Here is a 19687-nt window from a genome sequence, read left to right on the forward strand (position 1 = left end):
AAATTTAAATTTCTTTGAAAGAAAAATTTGAGCTTATCGTTCTATATTTACAAGAGATTTAAAACGAGGATGTCACTATGAGCAAACCAATTAAAATTACCTTGTATCGCTGGGGCGGAAGCTGGGGACCATTCAAGGTCAATATCCCTTGTGGTGAGTGTACCCTAACCAAAGATATTCTACAGGACACGTTTGATAACGAGTTGTCTGATGTGGATGTCGAGCTAGAGGTGAAAGATTGGTTGTCTCACTGGTGGGAACCATTGAGATATGGCGCTTGGCATGCTCCAATCCTTGTCGTTGAAGGTAAAGTTGTTAGCCAAGGTGAAGCCCTAAACCGTGGCGTATTGGTACAGTCCGTCATCAAAGAGTGGACAGAGCGCGACACGCTAAAAGGCAACATTGTTTATGGTAAAGCGACCTGCCCTTTCTGTGTAAAAGCGAAGAAGATGCTTGATGAAGCGGGTATCGAATACCAGTACCACGACGTTGTAAAAGACAGTGCTGCACTGTACCGAATGATCCCTGAAGTGAAGGCGCACATTGGACAGAAAACACCCGTTACCGTGCCTCAAATCTGGCTAGACGGTCAATACATTGGTGGTGCTGACAACCTAGAGGCTTGGATGAAAGAGAAGGGTTTAGATGCCATCCCAAACAACGTGGTTGATCTTTCTAACCAATCCACTGGCTAAGATAGAGTTGCAAAGATCATCGCTCAGAATTTTGTGTCCATCCACAAAGAGACGTATCAACAGTAATCGCATTTGAACCGCTGTTCTGTTGAATACGAAAAAGGCCTTAAGCTTTTCGCTTAAGGCCTTTTAAAATCCTTTTAGATCAATGACTAGTTTGCCATTTTCTTCATCATTCGCTTAACGAATGAGATTTTCTTCTGTTTTGGTTTGCCATGTAGCGCTTCGTGCATCATGTTTTTCGCCACAATATGACCCACGTAAACATTGCCTAATTCGTAACTCATAATAATCACCACAGATGTAATAAATTTTCTTTATGTGGTAATTTTACACCTAAAAACCCCAAAAACAAGATTTAAATCACACTTTTTAGTAATTAATTTACATCACTAGTTAGATAGGCTCATTTATAGCTACAAAAAAGCTCTACCGAAGTAGAGCTTCATTTTTAAACTATTTGCGCTGCAACTTTTATCTTATAGCGTGGCTTGGTCTTATAACGTACTTACTCTTATAAAACAGACCAGTACAGACAATGCTGATTAGCTACGCTTAGGTTGACGATATGTTTTGCCTGCCGTTTGGTAGGTTTCTTTTTGCTTAACACCAAACATTGAGTCAAAGAACCACGCTGCGAATTTGATCAAGTCATCGCCTTCGTTCATTACATGCTCAACAAACTCTTGCTCTTCACCCTGCTCATTCTCTTGCTGAGTAACATGGTAAATACGCTTTTCGTTTTCTACTTCAGCAAGCGCAAATTGACCACTCAATGACGCTGCTGCTTCTGCGACTTCAGTCTCTTCGCTGCTCTTTAGCAGTTCTAGAGCTTGAGGAAGCGTCTCAAGATCACAGATAGCCTTTACCAATGTTTCGAATTCTTTATGCTGCATGATTTATTTACCTATTAAATGAACCCGCACATTGTAAGAAACGGCGTCGTTAAACTCAATCATTACGATGCATACTGCTTCGAACGGCTACTCTCTTCGACACCACGCTTATTTGAAGTAAACAGTACCAGCCCCATCACACTGCCTGATACCAGATAGAACCAACCAAGTTGCACATGAGTCGTAACCCAAGTTTCAACTAGGTATCCGCCTAACAAGCCAGCCAAACACATCTGAATTGAGCCAGAGAGTGCAGATACCGCACCCGCTTGTTTCTTATGAGGTTCAAGAAGCATACTGATCGATAGTGGAAAAGAGATACCTTGTGCGATAGCCAACCAAGTAAATGCCCATACCAGATTAAAGATCGTCAGTTCACTCATTAATAACCAAGTACCAGCCGCAAAAATGATCGTTATCGCCGCCGCCATTAGTTGAGTCGTTGAAAAACGTTTATTGAAGATATTCAACAGCACGCTACCCATCATCAGCCCAGCGGAAGGTACTATCATTAGTGAGCCGTAATCCGCGGCACTCAGCCCGAGTTTCTCTTGCATCAAAAACGGGAACAAAGACAATGTCACCAAACTGGCAAGATAACTCACCCAGTTATAGCTCGCACTACCAACCACTTGGCGATTTAACAGCAAACTGCCGTAATTCTTAATCACGCTTTTCCATTCAAAGCGGCTCTTACCGTAAGGTAGGGTCTCTGGCAGGACAAAGTATCCCAAGGTATAAATCGCCGACAAGTAAATCAGAACAAACAAGAACACCGATTCCCAACCTAAATGGAATGCAATCCAACCACCAAAAACCGGCGCAATGATAGGAATAATCGATGCCGTTAGTGAGATGTAAGAGAGCGCTTTGGTAAGTTGCCCGCCATCGTAGCTGTCTCTAAGTACGCTTCGTCCTAGTACCGAAGCACTACCTGCTCCCAAGCCCTGTAATAGACGACCAAACTCTAATGCGCCAACGCTATCTGAGAAGGTAAAACAGATCACTGTGCCAATCAGATAAACGCCCTGACCAAGCAAAAATATTGGTCGGCGACCGACCGCATCAGACATAGGACCGTAAAAGAGCTGAGATGCACCAAAACCCACTAGAAAGAGTGTGACAAGAAGTTGAACATCGACCTGAGAAATACCCAGATCCGATGAAATCAGTGGCAGTGATGGTAGATAAATACTCACCCCAACCTGCCCAGTCGCAATGATCATCATCGCAAGGAGCAGTGGCGTCTTTTTAAAGTCAGATGCGTTCAATATCGTTCCTTTTGGCTTAAATTTATTCATATAATGAGTCTACATTCAAAGCTAAGCGATGATAATTAGCCAATTTGGAATTAGATTAAGTCTTACTGGGAACGAATATGGATTGGATACTGAACGTTAAGAGTTACATCAAAGTGGTTGAAGAAGGCAGTTTTAACGGTGCGGCACGTTCGCTGAATACCACCAGCTCAGCCATCAGTAAGCGCGTTAATTGGTTAGAAGATCGCATTGGAACACAACTCCTGAAGCGCACTACTCGTTCTATCAGTCAGACTGAAGCTGGAGCCCTTTTTTATACTCGCTCAAAAGCGCAGTTAGAAAACTGGCAATCGATCGTAGATGAAACACGCTCAGTAAATCAGACACCTGCAGGCTTACTGAAAATCGGCGCTACCATTGCGGTAGGTTCCAAGTTTCTAGTGCAATATCTTGATGACTTTTTGGAAAAATACCCAGATATCAAGGTTCAACTGATCACCACGACTCCCGGCCAAGTACCTGAGCTCAGACTAGATTTGGTCATTAGCCGAGAATTAGAGCAGCTCAACTCACTTGCTTTTAAAAAGTCGCCACTGTTTGAGCACAAAGCGGGCTTTTATGCAGCGCCGAACTACCTAGAAAAGCACGGCACTCCACAAGATATTACAGAACTCGCTCAACATAATTCGTTGGTATGGGGAGAACGCCCTGACCGTGAAGTGAAGTTGGCCACAGGCAAACGGATTACCCTTCGCGGAAACTTTGCCACCACTAACCCAGAAGCTCTCTTTCATGCAGCAAAGCGTGGTATTGGCATTCTGTTAACTAACGGCACCATCATCAAAGAGGAACTCAAACAGGGTAACTTGGTTCGTATTCTGCCAGACGTCACTGCGGACGAACTGATGGTTTATGCCTACTACCCTAAACTCGACTACTCCCACACCTTGACCACGCTATTTCTGGATCACTTAAAAGAGCGTTTAAGACAAGAAGGGAGCCCACTCTATTAATCGCTCTGTCCCCCCCGAATCAGCGAGAAAAGTTCTCAACGCCATTTGAAATCTGATTAACAAACGCCATACTAACTAACATGCATATACTAAATTAGATAAGCAATGGCTAGGGGGTGCATATGGTATACGCCCATAATCGCACTGAAATTGAGCTCAAAACTGTCGGACAACTCCTCGAATTGGATGGGTTAGATCTTCTAGAGTCTGCCGTTTTGAGTCTACATAGCGCTTACGATACCGACTACACAAGCCTCGTTGAACGTAAGTATTTTCCCGATCAGATCTCACCGATGATCATCGCCCACGATCACCACATCCATCACGATAGAATTAATCCTCTGCATCGTCAGCTCTATCAAGAAGCCGTGCGTCATCATCATCCTGATAGTCACGCTGCGAGACACGTTATTGACATTCTGCCGTCAGAGGCCTTTACCCAAGTTGTTCAGACGAACCATTTGCTAGCAATCCCAACCAAAACGCCGAGCGGCGAAGTCATGGGGGTATTGCTGTCATCATTTAAGACGCCTTTGGATCAAGAGATTAAGCAAGAAATGATTCAACACCATCAGATCTTCGCCAACATCATGACGCATACCCTTAGAGAAATGTGGTTCAATGATCGATCTGAACAACTCGTTCACCAACTCAGTTACGAGGTTTCTCACGATAGTCTAACCGGCCTGCTCAATCGTTCTTGTTTAGCGGATACGCTGGAGTCGATTACTCAACAGAGCCACCCACCTTTCGCCTTGGCGATTCTCGACATAGACAGTTTTAAAGCCATCAACGACATGCACGGCAACTACATTGGAGACAAGGTATTACAGAAATTAGCCGACATTCTAAAAGCAGTGGTACCCGAGAAGAACCTAACATTCCGCACCGCTGGCAACGAGTTTGCCTTTATCACCTATCATTCAGATCCATTCAGTGTTTGTGACGCCATTTTAAGAGAGCTCAAACACAGTCGTATCGGCAGCACCTTGCAACTCGACTTCAACGTCAGTATTGGGTTAGCCCGCTCCCAGGACGGAATGAAAGACATCGAGCAACTCATCTTTAATACCAGCCTCGCTTTAAAGGCATGTAAACAGGCTCCCAATACTCGTGTTAAGTGTTATGACACGCACCTCAGTGCTGCTTATCATCGTAAGGCAGAACTTGTCACTGCATTAAAAGACGAGCTTTCACTACCCATCGATCCACGTTCAGAGCAAGGGTTATACGTTGCTGTTCAACCTATAGTGAGTGCTCAATCCCAACGCTGGGATTATTTTGAAGTCTTGGCGCGTTGGCGCACGAAAAAGCACGGAAATATCTCCCCTGTCGAGTTTATTGAAGTGGCTGAGGAGTCTGGGCTGATAGTCGAACTGGGAGAAAGAGTCATTGAACTCGCATGCCGAGCAAAAACACTTCTAGAGAAAGAGTTAGGGTACTCAGTGAAGCTTGGTATCAACTGTTCAGCGCACGAGTTACATGACAGCCAACGCTACCTCAACTACTTGACCAAGATGATTAAACATTTTCACTTCGACAAGCGCGACTTTGTTATCGAGCTAACAGAGACGGTGCTGCTGTCCCCGACTGAAGGGACTAAAAATGTGCTCAGCACGATGAGACAACAAGGCTTCACTATCGCACTTGATGACTTTGGTACTGGATATTCGAGCTTGAACTATATTCATAGCTACCCCATTGATTGCATCAAGATCGATGCGACCTTCATACAAGGGTTGCTGACCAGTGATACTGCTGAGAGCGTCGTCTGGCTTATTGTACAACTAGCAAATCGCCTAGGGGTATCGTTGGTTGCGGAGGGAGTTGAGCATAAAGAGCAGCTCGAAACATTGCACGCTATGGGATGCGATAAGATACAAGGCTTTTTCTTCTCTTGTCCCTTGCCCGCGCAAGACATGATCGCCAAAATCCAAGGGCGGCCAACTACTGAGTTAACTTCTAACAAAGATGAGATAGAGCTGGAGTGAACAGCCAACAACAGACAAACAAAAGCCATAAACAAATAAACCGTGAATAGCTAACTATTCACGGTTTATGTTTGAGCTTCACGATGACTTAAATGTTAGCTTGCTTCTCTAACAAAGCATCAGCTTTATCGCGCAATGCAAAGAACTCCGCTTTCTCTTTCTTAGGCACCGAGTTTGCCATCGGGATATTCGCTTTCATTGCGTCAACTGGGCGACCGCGTTCGATCAACTCATAGTGAAGGTGTGGACCCGTCACTCGACCTGTCTTACCCGATAGACCAATACGCTGACCACGCGACACTTGCTGTCCTTTGCGCACCAAGATCTTGCTTAGATGCAGGTAGCGGGTTTTGTAAGTGCTGCTGTGTTGAATGACCACATAGTTACCCGCGTAAGGGTGTTTGCGGGTCATAATAACCGTACCATCACCTGTCGACTGTACTGGCGTACCAATTGGCGTCGCAAAGTCAGTACCGTTATGAGGTGAAACGCGGCCCGTCACAGGGTGCAGACGCTTCGGATTAAAATGCGAGCTCAAGCGCCAGTTGCGGCTAACAGGGTATCTCTGGAAAGCTCTCTGTAGGCTATCACCCTTCGCATCATAGTATTGACCATCGCTATGCAGATAAGCGGAGACTAAACGCCCGCGATTAACGATCTTCACCGCTTCAATTTCACGTTTACCTGTCGCAACACCATCAACATATTGAGCACGTTGCAATACTTCAAAGGTGTCGCCAGCACGTAGGTCACGGCTAAAGTTAAGCTTGTCTTTAAGAAGAGAAACAACTTGGTCAATCTCGACACTACTTAGACCAAGTTTATTCGCTGAGGTAGAGAAACTGCCATGAATAGCCCCCACCATTGGCTTCTGCTTCCACTCGCCAGGGATAGAGATATCTTCAAACTCATAGCTGCCGTCTTCAAGGCGACGATAGACGACCTTATCAGCAACGTTGAAGCTTAGCTCCATCTTCTCAAGATTGTTCGTCTCTTCATTGCGCCAAAAACGCAGCTGGTTACCCGGCTGAAGCGTATCAAGCGCTAGGTAGTTTAGATCCGTCTCCATAACACTCATCATCGACTGATAAGAGAAGCCTAACTGAGTGAAAATACCACTCAAGCTGTCGCCAGTTTGGATCTGATATTCGAATGTCGGTGGTTCAGCCACGTTATGCGATGGAGAGAGAATTGACTCAATCACGGTTGAGTCTGGCAAGTTGAGTTCAATGGTTCCAGTTAAACTCGACTGGGATGAGTTGATTGCGACGCCGATTAAGGCGAATACAGGCAATCCCAAAATGGTTATCTTTTTTACGGGCGAAAGCGCAGCAAACGGAGATGAAAATAGTTTTGAATACACGGTAAACAGGTCTTTCTACGATATAAAGACCATAGGATATGCTTTTCAAACGCATAAATCATCAATACATTGTCATAATATGACGCTAATCTTACTCGATCATGCTAAGTCATTGAGTTATTATCGCCGAACTTTCCTAATATCTATTCACTAAAGAAATAAAAAAGCAGAGGCATTACAGCCTCTGCTTTATCATCCTTTAAAATCGCTAACCGCCGTTATGCATTAGCCGTTGATACTAAGCAGTTATCTTCGCCAAACTCATTCGGGATGTAGCTGTCAGCATTAGCGTCATTGACCCATTGCTGATCGTCCACTAAGTAACGGAATTGAAACTCTCCATCTTTTGGTAGACGTGTTTTAAACTTGTAGACTTTCCCTTTTGCCAACTTCTTCATTGGCGTGGCCTTCCAATCCAGGAAATCAGCGACAATAGACACTGAGTTCGCTTCTTGAGCCTCCAGCTCAAAGGTCACTTCTACTTCATCTTTGGTTTTAAAAAAGCGTTTGTTAATCATTCGCAAGCTCCATTTGTAAAAATCGTCCAACACAAAACCGATTTTGTGTCTAAATTTCAGTCAACTATCTAAGATAATATGTAATTTAGCTCACATAAACAACAAAACAATGCACGATTAAAACCTTTAATGCACTTCAATTGATTGCTTATTTACCGTAAAGCTCGATATCACTTTCTCGTCAGGGGCCTCTGCGTAAGACTGTTGAGCACTGTGTTGGTTGAAGCTCACCAAACCCTGATAGCTGTTTTGAGCTTCACCACCCGCATTTGTGATATCCAGAGTTTCTAATTGAATGCGATCACCTAAAAGAAGCTCATCCACCAACACTACACGACTGCGTGCTTTATCAAATTTAAACAATGCTAGGTAATGAAAGACGCCAGAGCCTTGATTGGAAACCCACATCGGTGCGACAAACATCTGATCTTGTCCAACGGTGAGTGCAACAATCATATCTGTAGCCACTTGCACCGTGCCGCGCTCAGCACCAGAGTCGTAACGACCAGAGGCTATATGCTTAGAGTCCATATATTCATCAATAAAAGCGAACGCTTGGGTCTCTGGCACTTTAATTGTCCAAGGGTTAGTTGCTTTTAAGTCAAACACCAACTCAACCACAGGGTCATAACTCACCTGAGACGAGGGGAATTTGGCCAGTATCTCTTCATCAGTCAAACTAAAGCGATATAGACCCGCAACAATCACAACCACCAGCATCACAATTGGGATCAACAGGATCAGGGGAATCGGTAAAATTTTCTTTTTCATGAACTTCTATTCTTTGATTTTCATCGACTTGTGCAGACCTTAAATGGCTTTAGTATAATTAGCAATATGAGCTTAACCAGAAAGCGAGTTGTGCATGAATACAAATAGTGCGAATGAAAAAGCTGTAAGAAGTTGTGAATGTCGTTGTGGTGCCACCAGTTTGGTCTGTCGTGGCGAGCCACTCAGAACCGCGGTATGCCATTGCTATGAATGCCAAAAAAGAACAGGAAGTGTGTTTGGCGTACAGGCTAGATTTGCTAGCGAACAAGTCACTCTCAGTGGAGAAGTCACCAGTTTTTCACGCATTAGCGATAGCGGCAATGAAGTCCACTATCAATTCTGCCCTAAATGCGGCACCACCATGTTGTTACAAACCACAGGAGCACCAGATGCTCTGATCGTTCCCCTTGGTCTTTTCAAAGAGCGCGACTTTCCTATCCCTAGTTTTTCCGTGTATGAAGAGCGCAAACATGGCTGGGTTAAGTTTGATTGTGAAATGGAACGCTTTAACTAAATCGCTATTGATTGCCTAAGATCAAACTCTATTAATGGACAACGCTAGCGTTAGATTTTGCTAGCGTTATAATCCGCCCCTTCTTTCATTCATCAGGCCACGCGCATGATCTCTAAACTCCCTCGTTGGATCGAATATGGTGCACTGCTGCTTGCCGGTTTGGCAGGAAGTGTTAATGCAATTGGCCTGCTTGGATTCCAACATCAAGCGATTTCACACCTATCAGGAACCCTCTCTTTATTAGGGAGTAGCCTACTCACACCCTCATTGATCTCTTGGCATCTACTGTTAATTGTTGTCAGTTTCATGCTTGGCGCCGCATTCAGTGGTTTCTTCATTGAGAATCAAGCACTCAAGCTGGGAAGACGTTACGGTGTGGCACTTTGTATTGAAGGAACGTTGCTCTTCATAGCGTTATGGGCACTGCTTAATGGTTACGCTTATGGTCAATACTTCGCATCAGCGGCGTGTGGACTGCAGAATGCGATGATCACCACCTATAGCGGCGCTATCATCCGCACCACTCACATGAGCGGCATCATTACTGACCTTGGCATTATGATTGGCGCTCGTTTAAAAGGGACGCCTTTCGATCGTCGTAAAGCAAAACTGCTACTCTTTATCGTAGTCGGCTTCTTATCAGGCGGTTTGGTGGGTGCTTGTCTATTCCAAAAATTCGAGATCACTGCATTGGCTTTCCCTGCATCTTTTGCATTTGTGATCGCGTTTGTCTACTGGCTATACCTCTACCGCCAAACGAATAAGCTAGATATTTTATAAAAAACTAGCAACATAACCAAAACAAAAGTAACATCTGCGAAACTTTATACTAGGCTTTCTGGCAATGGCAGCATGCAGGTGGTGAATATTTACCGATCCACGATGAATAGTATTGCAAGTTTGCATAATACTATGTAGTCTTGCCGCCAATGAAAGAATACGGATGTTTAGTGCATAAAAATGCCAAGGATGTGGCTTTTTACGAGTAGATATACGAGAACTATACAATGTCTAACAACATGAACACTGCGAATACTGAAAAATCAAAAAGCAGTTTCTGGATTTTCTTAATCCCATCGCTCATCGGTTTATTCTTATTCATGGCACCTATCAGCTATGAGGGTGATCTAACCATTCCTGTTGCAATCCTTGCAAAATCCATTCAAGCCGTTTTTGGTGATGTTTTGGTACCTGCAATCACAGCGATTGTTGCTTTTATGGCGCTCGCGTCTATTTGCACTAAACTTTTCAAGCCTACGTTTATTCAATCTAGCCCATTCCTAAACGGCCTATTCAACCCATCTCCATTGTGGTTAGCGGTACGTGTTATTGGTGGTGCAGCTGCTGTCATGACGTTCTTCCAAGTCGGTCCAATGGCTGTATGGGAAGAGAATACTGGTGGACTAGTGCTTGAAGGCCTACTGCCAACACTGTTCTCTGTTTTCATCTTTGCAGGTCTTCTACTGCCACTGCTACTTAACTTTGGTTTACTAGAGTTGTTTGGCACACTACTGAGTAAAGTAATGCGCCCTATCTTCAACCTACCAGGCCGTAGCGCGATCGATTGTATGGCATCTTGGTTAGGTGACGGCAGTGTCGGTATCCTGCTAACCAGCAAGCAGTACGAAAACAAGTTCTACACTCAGCGTGAAGCTGCAGTTGTTGGTACTACGTTCTCTGCGGTTTCTATTACTTTCAGCCTTGTGGTTATCGCACAGGTAGAGCTAGAGCACCTGTTCCTACCTTTCTACGCTGCGATCTGTTTAGCAGGTTTCGTTGCGGCGGTTGTTATTCCTCGCTTACCGCCACTAAGCATGAAAAAAGACACGTTTATTGACGGCTCTAAACCACAAGAAGATGCTGATGCAATCCCTGCAGGTCACAGCACTTTCTCTTGGGGTCTTGAGCTGGCGGTAAATAAAGCATCTCAAGTGAAGTCAGCGAAAGGTGTCTTTGGTGAAGGCGTGCGTAATGCTGTAGACATGGTATTTGGCGTACTTCCAGTTGTTATGGGTTTAGGTACTATCGCTCTTATTATTGCTGAGTACACCTCTATCTTCGCTATTCTTGGTCAGCCTTTCATTCCATTCTTGGAGCTACTAGGCGTACCTGAAGCGGTAGCAGCATCTGAAACGATCGTAGTTGGTTTCGCTGATATGTTTATCCCAGCAATCCTTGCAGCTTCTATTGATAACGAGATGACACGTTTCGTGATTGCAGCGATGTCGGTAACACAGCTTATCTACATGTCTGAAGTCGGTGCACTACTACTTGGAAGTAAGATCCCAGTTAACATCTTTGAACTGTTTATCATCTTCATTCTGCGTACGTTGATTACACTTCCAGTTATTGCTGGTGTAGCACATATGATATTCTAATTACGCATTGTGCAAAGATATTCAAAGCCTCACTTAACGTGAGGCTTTTTTATTTCCCACCTATACCAAACCGTTTGTATATTATTTAAACAACCGTTTCATTTATTGATTAAATTAAATTGATAAGCTTTAAAAATAATTGAGTAAGTAGCTCTTCCCAGTAGGCATTGTAATCGCCCAAGCCTTATGCATCATGCCCGCGCAAACGATTAACAAACTTGACACACAAGTCTATGAACTTAAATGAGAAATATATAAATTAACAATATATGGAATTTTGTGTTGTTTATTTTGTTGTGGTTTTGTAATCTTTTTTGTGAAAATATCTTCAAGTAAGGAATTTATTTGCCGATATATATAAAACAATAAAAACAAAAGTTAATTTGGTCTTCGCAAAGCCTGTGAGAAGGGGAATACTCAATGAAATTTAGCCATAAGGTGGTCGCAGCATCATCGGCCTTACTGCTAGTCACAGTATCACTACTGTCTATTCAGCAGCTATACACTGTTCGAGGTGCGGTTGAGAGTCACGTCAATGCCAGCCTCAAGGAGATGGTTGCAGGTGTAAAAAATACCGTTGTATCTGAAATGACGGCCAAAAAAGCACTTGCCCAATCGACAACCGAAGTTATCGAAATTGCACCGCAAGATCGTGACTACGTGAAAACTATTTTGGAAAAACCAAAACTAAAGAACAGCTTCTTGGCAGTGGGTTTCGGTTATGAAGCCAATGGATTTGTTATCGAAAACGATGACGGTTGGGATGCAGGTCCAGACTACGATCCTCGCGTTCGTCCTTGGTATATCGATGCGAAAACAAATAACTCTCTTGTTGTAACAGCTCCATACGTGGATGCATCAAGCAAGAAAGTCATCATCTCTGTGGGTACACCAGTTAAAGATAATGGCCAGTTCACGGCTGGTATGTTCTACGACCTAGAACTGACCAACTTAGCGACACTGGTAAACAAGGTGAACTTGTTTGACGCGGGTTACCTATTCCTAGTAACGGCAGACGGCACGACCATCGCGCACCCAGAAGCGAAAAATAACGGTGAGAAGCTATCAAGCTACCTACCACAAGCTTCTATTCGTGAAGGTTCACAGAGTATCGAGATTGATGGCAAGTCTTACCTAGTAAGCTTTACGCCAATCCCAAGCGAAAACTGGTACGTGGGTGCAATCCTAGATGAAGAGATCGCTTTCCAGACGGTTTCTGAGCTGAAAAATAGCTCTATCATCTACTCTTTGATTGCTGTTGTTCTAAGTGTTATCGCACTAACCGTTCTGATTCGCGTGCTAATGCGCCCACTGGATGCTCTGAACGAAGCGATCAATGACGTTGCAAGCGGTCAAGGTGATCTGACTAAGCGTCTAGATACCGACACTGACAAAGAGTTCTCTGAACTTGCGAAAGGCTTCAACACCTTTACCGAGAACCTTCAGAAACAGATCATTCAATCAAAAGCAATTGGTGTTGAAATCAAACGCGGCACTGAAATCACCGTTCAAGGTGCTGAAGAGTCTGCACACGCGATGAGCACGCAGCTTCAAGAGCTTGAACAGCTAGCAACCGCAATGAACGAGATGGCAGTTACGGCTACCGAAGTTGCTAACAATGCTCAAGGCGCAGCAGCAGCGGCTCGTGAAGCGGATGAAGCGACACTAGATGGTACTTCAGTAGTAAGCGATACAACGCAAGCCATTGACAACCTATCTTCTCGTATCGACCAAGCGGTAGCTGAAGTAGAAGTACTTGAGTCTGCGACAGCAAACATCGAAACGATCTTGAAAGTAATCAATGACATTGCTGACCAGACTAACCTACTGGCACTAAACGCGGCTATTGAAGCAGCACGTGCAGGTGAATCAGGTCGCGGCTTTGCGGTTGTAGCAGATGAGGTTCGTACTCTAGCCCAGCGCACACAAGAGTCGACTACTGAGATCCGCAACATGATCGAACAACTTCAAGCAGGTGCAAGCTCAGTATCGAACGCGATGAACCAGAGCAAAGACACAGCAACTGATGCAGTAGAGCGCGCTCAAGAAGCGAACTCGGCACTTGATCGTATCCGTGATGCAATTCAACGCATCTCTGATATGAACATTCAAATCGCATCTGCGGCGGAAGAGCAGAGCCTAGTAGCGGAAGAGATCAACAACAACACTGTTAAGATCAAAGACCTATCTACTCAGGTATCAGAGTCTGCACAGCAAGCAAATGAAGCGATGCAAGTTCAAACAGACAATGTTCGTCAACAAGATGAGCTATTGAACAAATTCATCGTGTAACTTGCGTTAACGTGCAATGGTTTAATCACCGTTAGTTAATGAAAAAAACAAAGGCCGGTTTGATAATCAACCGGCCTTTTTAATACAACTAATATACAGTCTGAGTGTTCAGTTACGCCGATTCATCCTCAGGGGTAGCAAGCAGCATCAAACAACTGTTGGCTTCCACTTTCAGCGTTAGCGTCTTTTCATCGCTCTCAAACACTTTACCTGAAAGCGTATCCGTCACAGAGCCACACCAAGTCAGATTGGCGGTTTTACTGCGCTTAGACTTGTTAATCACCACAATGCCTTTATCACCACGAACAAACACTAGTAGGTCATCATTCGCTTCAACGACACGCATTGTTTCTCCGTGCGTGCAGTTGTGGAACTGAATCATGCCGCGCATATATGGCGCTTTCCAATCGTTAAGCCAACGAGGCTGACCATCACGGTCTTTAATGCCACTGGTATCGAGCTCGCTGTAAATCAGAGGTACACCGCCATCACGTCCTAAGATGAAAGCAGTAGCCAACTTCTCAGCGTCTTCATCCATCATGTACTCAAGGAACACATCGTTATTTGGGATATCGTGTGTCACTGCAAAGGTAATCGCGCGCGTGTTTGAGAGTGCTTGTCCAAAACAGTATGGGTTAATCAACGACTTAAAGCTTCCCTTCTTATCAAACGCCTTAAAGATGGTATTGAACAACGGGAAATCATAAGCGCCTAAACGAGTGTGCTTAAGGTATGGCTCCAGAAACAGCTCGTACTCTTCTTCTGTTGCACCACCATCGGTAATGATCTCGCCGAAAATATGCATTTGCTCGCAAATATCGTCCGTCCATACCTTACGTAGGTGAGCTAACGTCATGTGCTTAGCGGCATCGATACGGAAGCCTTTCACACCCATGGATTTCAATGCCTTCAAGTAGCTACGCTGTTGCTCAACGACATTTTCATTGTCTAACAGAGTTGGTAAACCCGGATCGGTAGGGCCACCAGTAATACGACCATTCTGCACTTCCCACTTATCACGCCAGTTCTTAATGCCGAACGCTTCCACAAAGTCATTCTCATCAAATAGTGGCTGTGACAAATCACCGAACAGGCGAATCGATTCGTAATATTCAGGGTCTTGTTGGTAATCGTTGCGATCGCTTTGATTTGGGTACGTCAAGTCACTACGAATACTCGACTCATTCGCCATATGGTTAAACACCACGTCAACGTAGGTTCTTAGACCATGCTGTCTTAAGGTATCGACCATTGCAGCAAAGTCTTGGGTGTCACCCAACTGGTTGTCGATGACACGATAATCTTGGGGTTGGTAGCGCTGCCACCATTGGGTTGGTTTCTGTTGTGGTTTGTTCTTGTCACTACGTAGCGACTTCATTGCTGGTGAAACCAATACCGATTTGTAGCCTAATTCTTGAATCAGTGCAGCGCTATCCGCGATGTCTGCATAACGCCAATCGAAGGCGTGTAAAATAACATCCGTGGCTGGTTGGTTTAACATTGCTGAACTCTCCATGTGGTTCTCCTACCAAACTCAGTCGCAACCTTAAACTACAGAGTAAAAGACGAAGGTTGCAGATAAATTCTCTCTAAGAATGGCGTTCATTATATTGCTATGCCTAAGTTTTCCATCCTCCTACCTAGCAAGGGCTTAGGGGGATAAAACAGGGCGTAGCCTAAAATATCGCACAACATTTGGGATGAAGAACTCCGCCATATTTGAGTAAAACTGGCTTCAGGTATCAAAAAAGGAGCGTATTTACGCTCCTTTATATTCCATTGAATGCTTACAGCCAAGCTTATTCGCTATGAGCAGCACTAATCAGCCCGGCTCATATAAGGTTTTGATTGACGGTCTAAAAGAGCCAAAGATCGTTACAAGGCATTACAAAATCGTAGACAGGTGACCGTCAGCGGTTATGCTCACGAATTAAAACAACTGAACAAGTTTGTTCTACGCTGCAAACACAATTACTCATAATCATAAAGACACTGTGAAGGTTGATCATGTACATGAGTTTACTCCACTTAATTTAGAGCATTACTTATGAAGAAAGTAACAGCGGTGGCTTTGTCACTATTATGTACCCAAGCGAACGCAGGTGCTGAGGCTCACCTCGATGCAACGGAGCATTTTAAGCTCTTTAATAAGCTTGTAGCATGCAGCGCATTGATTAACGTCTCCAGTCAAAACATAGACACGCACGATTTAGATGTAGCGGCCGCTGAGCATTACCTCAAGGCAAGGGACTATGTACTCACTCCAGGAGGTGGTGGTGGGAAAGACCTCATGCTCCTCGCAGCAGGGATCGCGGTCGGCGAACGAAAAAGTGAAATGGTCGAAGTGTACAAGAATTACAATAACCAAGATGGTAACAACATTGAAGAGTACTTGTCCGAGTCTGAATGTAATAACTTGTACTCATTAACAAAGGGCTCGGCACTTGAATGGGTAGCCCAACCTTAAACTTTGAGTTTTGTCCCATAAGTGATGGCTCATGGCCAGAGCATTTTCATTGTAGGCATCTACCCATTCACTACCTTTCCTATGAGCCGATGTTTAGGGATTATTTTGTCTCGATATCTAGGGTAATGGAGTCAATCTGTTTGAGTGGGGAAAAGTCGTGGGTAGGGGATACTGTTTTCCATAAAACCTCCAAAAATCAGGAGGTTTTATGGGCGTAACAAGCGCTGTGTTAGGACTCTGAAAATTATACTAAGTTCTATACAGCACTTTCACTACGTGCCAGCCGAATTTGGTTTTCACCAAGTGTGGCACTAATGTTTCTCCGGTAAAGCACACTTTATCGAACTGAGGCACCATTTGGCCCTTTTTGAACTCACCTAAGTCGCCGCCTTTTTTGCCTGATGGGCAGGTTGAATACTTTTTAGCAAGAGTCTGAAATTTAGCACCTTTTTTCAGTTGCTTAATGATGTCTTCTGCCTGTTCTTTATGCTTCACTAAAATATGAAGCGCTGCTGCGGTTCTTGCCATGATCTTTCTCATTGTGTTGCGATGCGGTGATTTTAACTCAAGACTGACCAATCTTCACTCCATTAAGCTCGGCTAGGCCCAAAACAACGGTAAAATTGATTAAGTCCCTTGCCGCAGTGCGTGATTCCATTTACATTGCTTTTTATAAATAAAAAAACAACGACGAAATCAGGTGACAACAATGGCGAAAACGATCAGTAAGGCGAGCCAGTCTCAGGGGATGCTTATGTTTAAGCTTTCTTTGACTCAGAGTTTTGCAATCGGCACGTTGAAAGTAAGAGAGATCGTTCCCTTTCAACCAATGACTCAACTGCCCTACTCGCACCACCATGTTATCGGCACGGTCACCATTCGTGACTTAACCGTTCCTGTCATTGATATGTCGGCCGCAGTAGGCTTCCGTCCAATTTCACCTCAAGAGTACCAAAGCTGTGTTTTGATCGTCACAGACTGCTTGAGAACCGTTGTTGCATTCTTAGTCCGTTCTATCGATAAAATCATCGAGTGTGATTGGCGCAGTATCGAATCACCACCATCAAGTGTTGGTCAAAATGTGTTTGTGACTGGTATTACACGCTATGAAGATCGCATCGTACAGATGCTAGATGTCGAGCTACTGCTATCCAAAATCTACCCAGAATATGAGAATGCTCAGATCCCAATGCTGACCGACGTTGAACGCGAGCGACTCAAAGCTCTGAACATTCTTTTGGTTGATGACTCACTCATCGCCAGAAAGCAGCTCTCTGATGCGCTCGACAGTATCAATATTCCTTATAGCATCTGTAACAACGGTATGGACGCGCTGAAAATGATGCGTGAACAAGCGCAACGTGGGCAAGCGATCGACCTTCTGGTAAGTGATATTGAAATGCCCGGATTAGATGGCTATGAACTAGCCTTTGAAGTGCAAAACGATGATTCGCTGCGCCATGCTTACTGCATCTTACATACCTCATTATCAAGCGAAATCTGTGTGGATAGAGCCCAGCAGGTAGGTGCACACGAAGCACTAGAAAAGTTTAATGCAGGTGAGTTGATAGAAGCGATGCTTAAAGGCGCAAAATCGTTAGAAAACACACCTAAAAAGCAGCAAATTACGATTTAACGGTGAGAATCAGCTCACCGCTATCTTGAGCTTTATTTCTTCGGCATTGGGTAGCTTTTACTCACAAATTCTACCTCTTCCACACCTTCGATAAAATTGGTTAGCGACGCCAATGCATACAGAGTGTTGGCGACTAAGTTGGCGTATTTGAACAAGATATCAGCAGGTGATTTTTTACCGCTATGTTCGATCGCCACCAGTGCTCTTACCACTTTCTTTGCTTGGCAACGCGCTAGGTGCAACTCACTGGCTACTCGACAACCTCCCGGCAATACAAAGCCTGAGAAACCGCCCTCTAAGCGTTCACGTATCGCATGATAATCGGTTTTAAGTTCACTCAACTCTAACTCAGTGATCGCCAGCTTTCCTCGAACCGAACCATTCAAGTGATAAACATTCGGCTGCAGGCGAGTTAATACGTCACGTACTTGTGGTTCAAGATCCATGGTAAGAACTAAGCCTATGCGACAACAAAGCTCATCGGAAAGGATCTCAAAGTCGCACGCTGGACTCTCTTCGTAAATAAACGGATAACAGAACTCATCCCAATCTCGGCTTACTGGTTTCACTTAATGCTCCTAATAGGTATCTCGCGCACACTATTAGATAATACCTTGGCAAAAGCAAACATAAACCCAACCTTAGGCGCATAAAAAAGGCCCTCACCACAAGCGAGAGCCATTTATCAATCAAGCAAAAGCTCAGACTATTCGTTTGATACTTTTTTGTGACCTTCTTGTAGGTGAACGAAGTCTACCAGATCATCGCCAGACACTTGGTATGCTTGACCAAAGCCTTTAACGAACAGGCCGTTTTCAGCTTTAAGGTTAAACAGTGAGAAATCTTGAAGTTGGCTTAGACCATCAATGATCTCGCCAAAACGGTCCTTCATTTGTCCGATAACTTGAGTCCAAAGCTCACTCTCACGCTCAACGACGGATGCCGTTGCATCAAACGTTAGACGCTTGCGTGCATAAAGCTGCTTTGAGCTCTCTTCGTCTTCGATCATCATCAATGACACGTTCGGGTTCGCTTTCAGATTGCGAGCGTGACGTGCGATATCAGAAATTAAAACAAAATAGCCCTCTTGGTTTTGAACAAACGGCGCGTAGCTCACGTTTGGACGACCTTCTTCATCAACAGTAGCCAGTTGCAGCGTACGACGCTCTTGACGGAACTCTTTGATTTCAGGACCTAAACGACCTTGAAGACGTTCTTGTTTTACTTGCTGTTCCATGGTGATTCCTTTATTTACTTTCTCTAAATTATTATATTTTTAGCCAAGGAGAAACTCCGATGCCTCTCCTTGGTTCGCTCTAATCGTTGCTTGTCTCAAGTCGTGAAACTTGAAAATTAGCCTTGCGCCTTCAACGCGTTGAAGCGTTCTACTTGGTCAGCAATAAGCTCACGTTTCTCATCACGGCCTAGGTAGATCTTAAAGATGTTTTCGCCAGTCTCACTGAAGAAACCAAAGTAGTGACTCTCACGCCCCATGAATGGTTTGCTTACTAACGCCACATGTTTAACGTTGTCTAGTTTAAGGTGACCATGAAGCTCGCCCTCTTTGCCCATTAGGTTGTAGTAACCACGCGCCACTTTACCTTTAGGGAAAGGCGCTTTAACTTCAAAGATTGAACCGAACGAATGCACGATCGTCGTTACTGGGCCCCAGCCAACAAGACCTTCAAGGATCTCTTGAGCACGAGAGCCGTCTAGCATCACAGACATATCGCCTGGAAATGCAGCGACGACTTCTGCTTCTGTCACGTTCAGCTTTTCAGCAATAGCTGTAGGAAGTAGCTTTGGTTCTTCTTCAAGAATACGAGCGACGCTTTGCTCTAATGTGTCGATCATCTCTAGCGTTGTATCTGTCATTGAATTCATTTCCATTATT

Annotated in this window: 20 protein-coding genes; 9 read left to right on the top strand and 11 right to left on the bottom strand. The window is 44.4% G+C overall.

The window, feature by feature from the left end:
- Positions 1-77: 77 nt before the first annotated feature.
- Positions 78-695 (top strand): glutaredoxin domain-containing protein, encoded by a 618-nt coding sequence (locus AC6R05_RS21315; RefSeq protein WP_032550430.1) that lies wholly within the window; start codon positions 78-80, stop codon positions 693-695.
- A 152-nt stretch (positions 696-847) separates the two neighbouring features.
- Here the strand turns inward: AC6R05_RS21315 and AC6R05_RS21320 are convergent, their stop codons facing one another.
- The 3 genes from AC6R05_RS21320 to AC6R05_RS21330 form a co-directional block, all read right to left on the bottom strand.
- Positions 848-982, bottom strand: a complete 135-nt coding sequence (locus tag AC6R05_RS21320) for a hypothetical protein (RefSeq protein ID WP_255232076.1) — start codon at positions 980-982, stop codon at positions 848-850.
- Between the two features lie 258 nt (positions 983-1240).
- Complete coding sequence (locus AC6R05_RS21325; RefSeq protein ID WP_032550431.1) at positions 1241-1591, bottom strand: hypothetical protein; 351 nt, start codon at positions 1589-1591, stop codon at positions 1241-1243.
- A 62-nt stretch (positions 1592-1653) separates the two neighbouring features.
- Positions 1654-2862, bottom strand: a complete 1209-nt coding sequence (locus AC6R05_RS21330; RefSeq protein WP_500648792.1) for a multidrug effflux MFS transporter — start codon at positions 2860-2862, stop codon at positions 1654-1656.
- Between the two features lie 107 nt (positions 2863-2969).
- Between AC6R05_RS21330 and AC6R05_RS21335 the strand changes: the two genes are divergently transcribed.
- A complete protein-coding gene (locus tag AC6R05_RS21335; RefSeq protein WP_500648550.1) occupies positions 2970-3863 on the top strand; it encodes a LysR family transcriptional regulator in 894 nt (297 codons plus the stop codon).
- Positions 3864-3985: 122 nt separating this feature from the next.
- Positions 3986-5854, top strand: coding sequence for a putative bifunctional diguanylate cyclase/phosphodiesterase (locus tag AC6R05_RS21340; RefSeq protein ID WP_500648551.1), 1869 nt, complete (start codon positions 3986-3988; stop codon positions 5852-5854).
- An 88-nt stretch (positions 5855-5942) separates the two neighbouring features.
- Here AC6R05_RS21340 and shyA read toward each other — a convergent pair whose 3' ends face one another.
- The 3 genes from shyA to AC6R05_RS21355 form a co-directional block, all read right to left on the bottom strand.
- The gene (gene shyA / locus AC6R05_RS21345; protein ID WP_150870017.1) at positions 5943-7217 is read right to left on the bottom strand and encodes a peptidoglycan DD-endopeptidase ShyA; all 1275 of its coding nucleotides are present in this window, start codon (positions 7215-7217) and stop codon (positions 5943-5945) included.
- A 218-nt stretch (positions 7218-7435) separates the two neighbouring features.
- On the bottom strand, positions 7436-7735 hold the full coding sequence (locus AC6R05_RS21350) for an isoamylase early set domain-containing protein (protein WP_032550435.1): 300 nt from the start codon (positions 7733-7735) through the stop codon (positions 7436-7438).
- 126 nt (positions 7736-7861) lie between these two features.
- On the bottom strand, positions 7862-8506 hold the full coding sequence (locus AC6R05_RS21355) for a hypothetical protein (RefSeq protein WP_500648552.1): 645 nt from the start codon (positions 8504-8506) through the stop codon (positions 7862-7864).
- A gap of 94 nt (positions 8507-8600) precedes the next feature.
- On the opposite strand from AC6R05_RS21355, the gene AC6R05_RS21360 reads away from it, so the two are divergent.
- From AC6R05_RS21360 to AC6R05_RS21375, 4 genes are all read left to right on the top strand, one after another.
- On the top strand, positions 8601-9020 hold the full coding sequence (locus AC6R05_RS21360) for a GFA family protein (RefSeq protein WP_084181840.1): 420 nt from the start codon (positions 8601-8603) through the stop codon (positions 9018-9020).
- Between the two features lie 105 nt (positions 9021-9125).
- Positions 9126-9800 (top strand): YoaK family protein, encoded by a 675-nt coding sequence (locus tag AC6R05_RS21365; RefSeq protein ID WP_032550437.1) that lies wholly within the window; start codon positions 9126-9128, stop codon positions 9798-9800.
- A gap of 227 nt (positions 9801-10027) precedes the next feature.
- Positions 10028-11398, top strand: coding sequence for a YjiH family protein (locus AC6R05_RS21370; RefSeq protein WP_500648553.1), 1371 nt, complete (start codon positions 10028-10030; stop codon positions 11396-11398).
- 420 nt (positions 11399-11818) lie between these two features.
- The gene (locus AC6R05_RS21375) at positions 11819-13690 is read left to right on the top strand and encodes a methyl-accepting chemotaxis protein (RefSeq protein ID WP_500648554.1); all 1872 of its coding nucleotides are present in this window, start codon (positions 11819-11821) and stop codon (positions 13688-13690) included.
- Between the two features lie 112 nt (positions 13691-13802).
- Here AC6R05_RS21375 and AC6R05_RS21380 read toward each other — a convergent pair whose 3' ends face one another.
- Entirely contained in the window at positions 13803-15206 is a 1404-nt protein-coding gene (locus AC6R05_RS21380; RefSeq protein ID WP_500648555.1) for an alpha-amylase family glycosyl hydrolase, read from the bottom strand.
- 531 nt (positions 15207-15737) lie between these two features.
- Between AC6R05_RS21380 and AC6R05_RS21385 the strand changes: the two genes are divergently transcribed.
- The gene (locus AC6R05_RS21385; protein WP_500648556.1) at positions 15738-16157 is read left to right on the top strand and encodes a hypothetical protein; all 420 of its coding nucleotides are present in this window, start codon (positions 15738-15740) and stop codon (positions 16155-16157) included.
- 249 nt (positions 16158-16406) lie between these two features.
- Here AC6R05_RS21385 and ppiC read toward each other — a convergent pair whose 3' ends face one another.
- Positions 16407-16685, bottom strand: a complete 279-nt coding sequence (gene ppiC, locus AC6R05_RS21390) for a peptidylprolyl isomerase PpiC (RefSeq protein ID WP_032550441.1) — start codon at positions 16683-16685, stop codon at positions 16407-16409.
- 181 nt (positions 16686-16866) lie between these two features.
- On the opposite strand from ppiC, the gene AC6R05_RS21395 reads away from it, so the two are divergent.
- A complete protein-coding gene (locus AC6R05_RS21395) occupies positions 16867-17793 on the top strand; it encodes a chemotaxis protein (RefSeq protein WP_150896718.1) in 927 nt (308 codons plus the stop codon).
- 32 nt (positions 17794-17825) lie between these two features.
- Here AC6R05_RS21395 and AC6R05_RS21400 read toward each other — a convergent pair whose 3' ends face one another.
- The 3 genes from AC6R05_RS21400 to hutX all read right to left on the bottom strand — a co-directional run bounded on the left by AC6R05_RS21400 (position 17826) and on the right by hutX (position 19668).
- Positions 17826-18362 carry a cobalamin adenosyltransferase family protein gene (locus AC6R05_RS21400; protein WP_285468569.1) on the bottom strand — a complete coding sequence of 179 codons (537 nt, stop codon included), beginning with the start codon at positions 18360-18362 and terminating at the stop codon, positions 17826-17828.
- Between the two features lie 137 nt (positions 18363-18499).
- Positions 18500-19030: a heme utilization protein HutZ gene (gene hutZ / locus AC6R05_RS21405; RefSeq protein WP_152469826.1), complete on the bottom strand. Its 531-nt coding sequence runs from the start codon at positions 19028-19030 to the stop codon at positions 18500-18502.
- Between the two features lie 116 nt (positions 19031-19146).
- Complete coding sequence (gene hutX, locus AC6R05_RS21410) at positions 19147-19668, bottom strand: heme utilization cystosolic carrier protein HutX (protein WP_500648557.1); 522 nt, start codon at positions 19666-19668, stop codon at positions 19147-19149.
- Positions 19669-19687: the final 19 nt, after the last annotated feature.

The sequence above is a fragment of the Vibrio sp. R11-SG3-ISO9 genome (genome assembly GCF_059834255.1).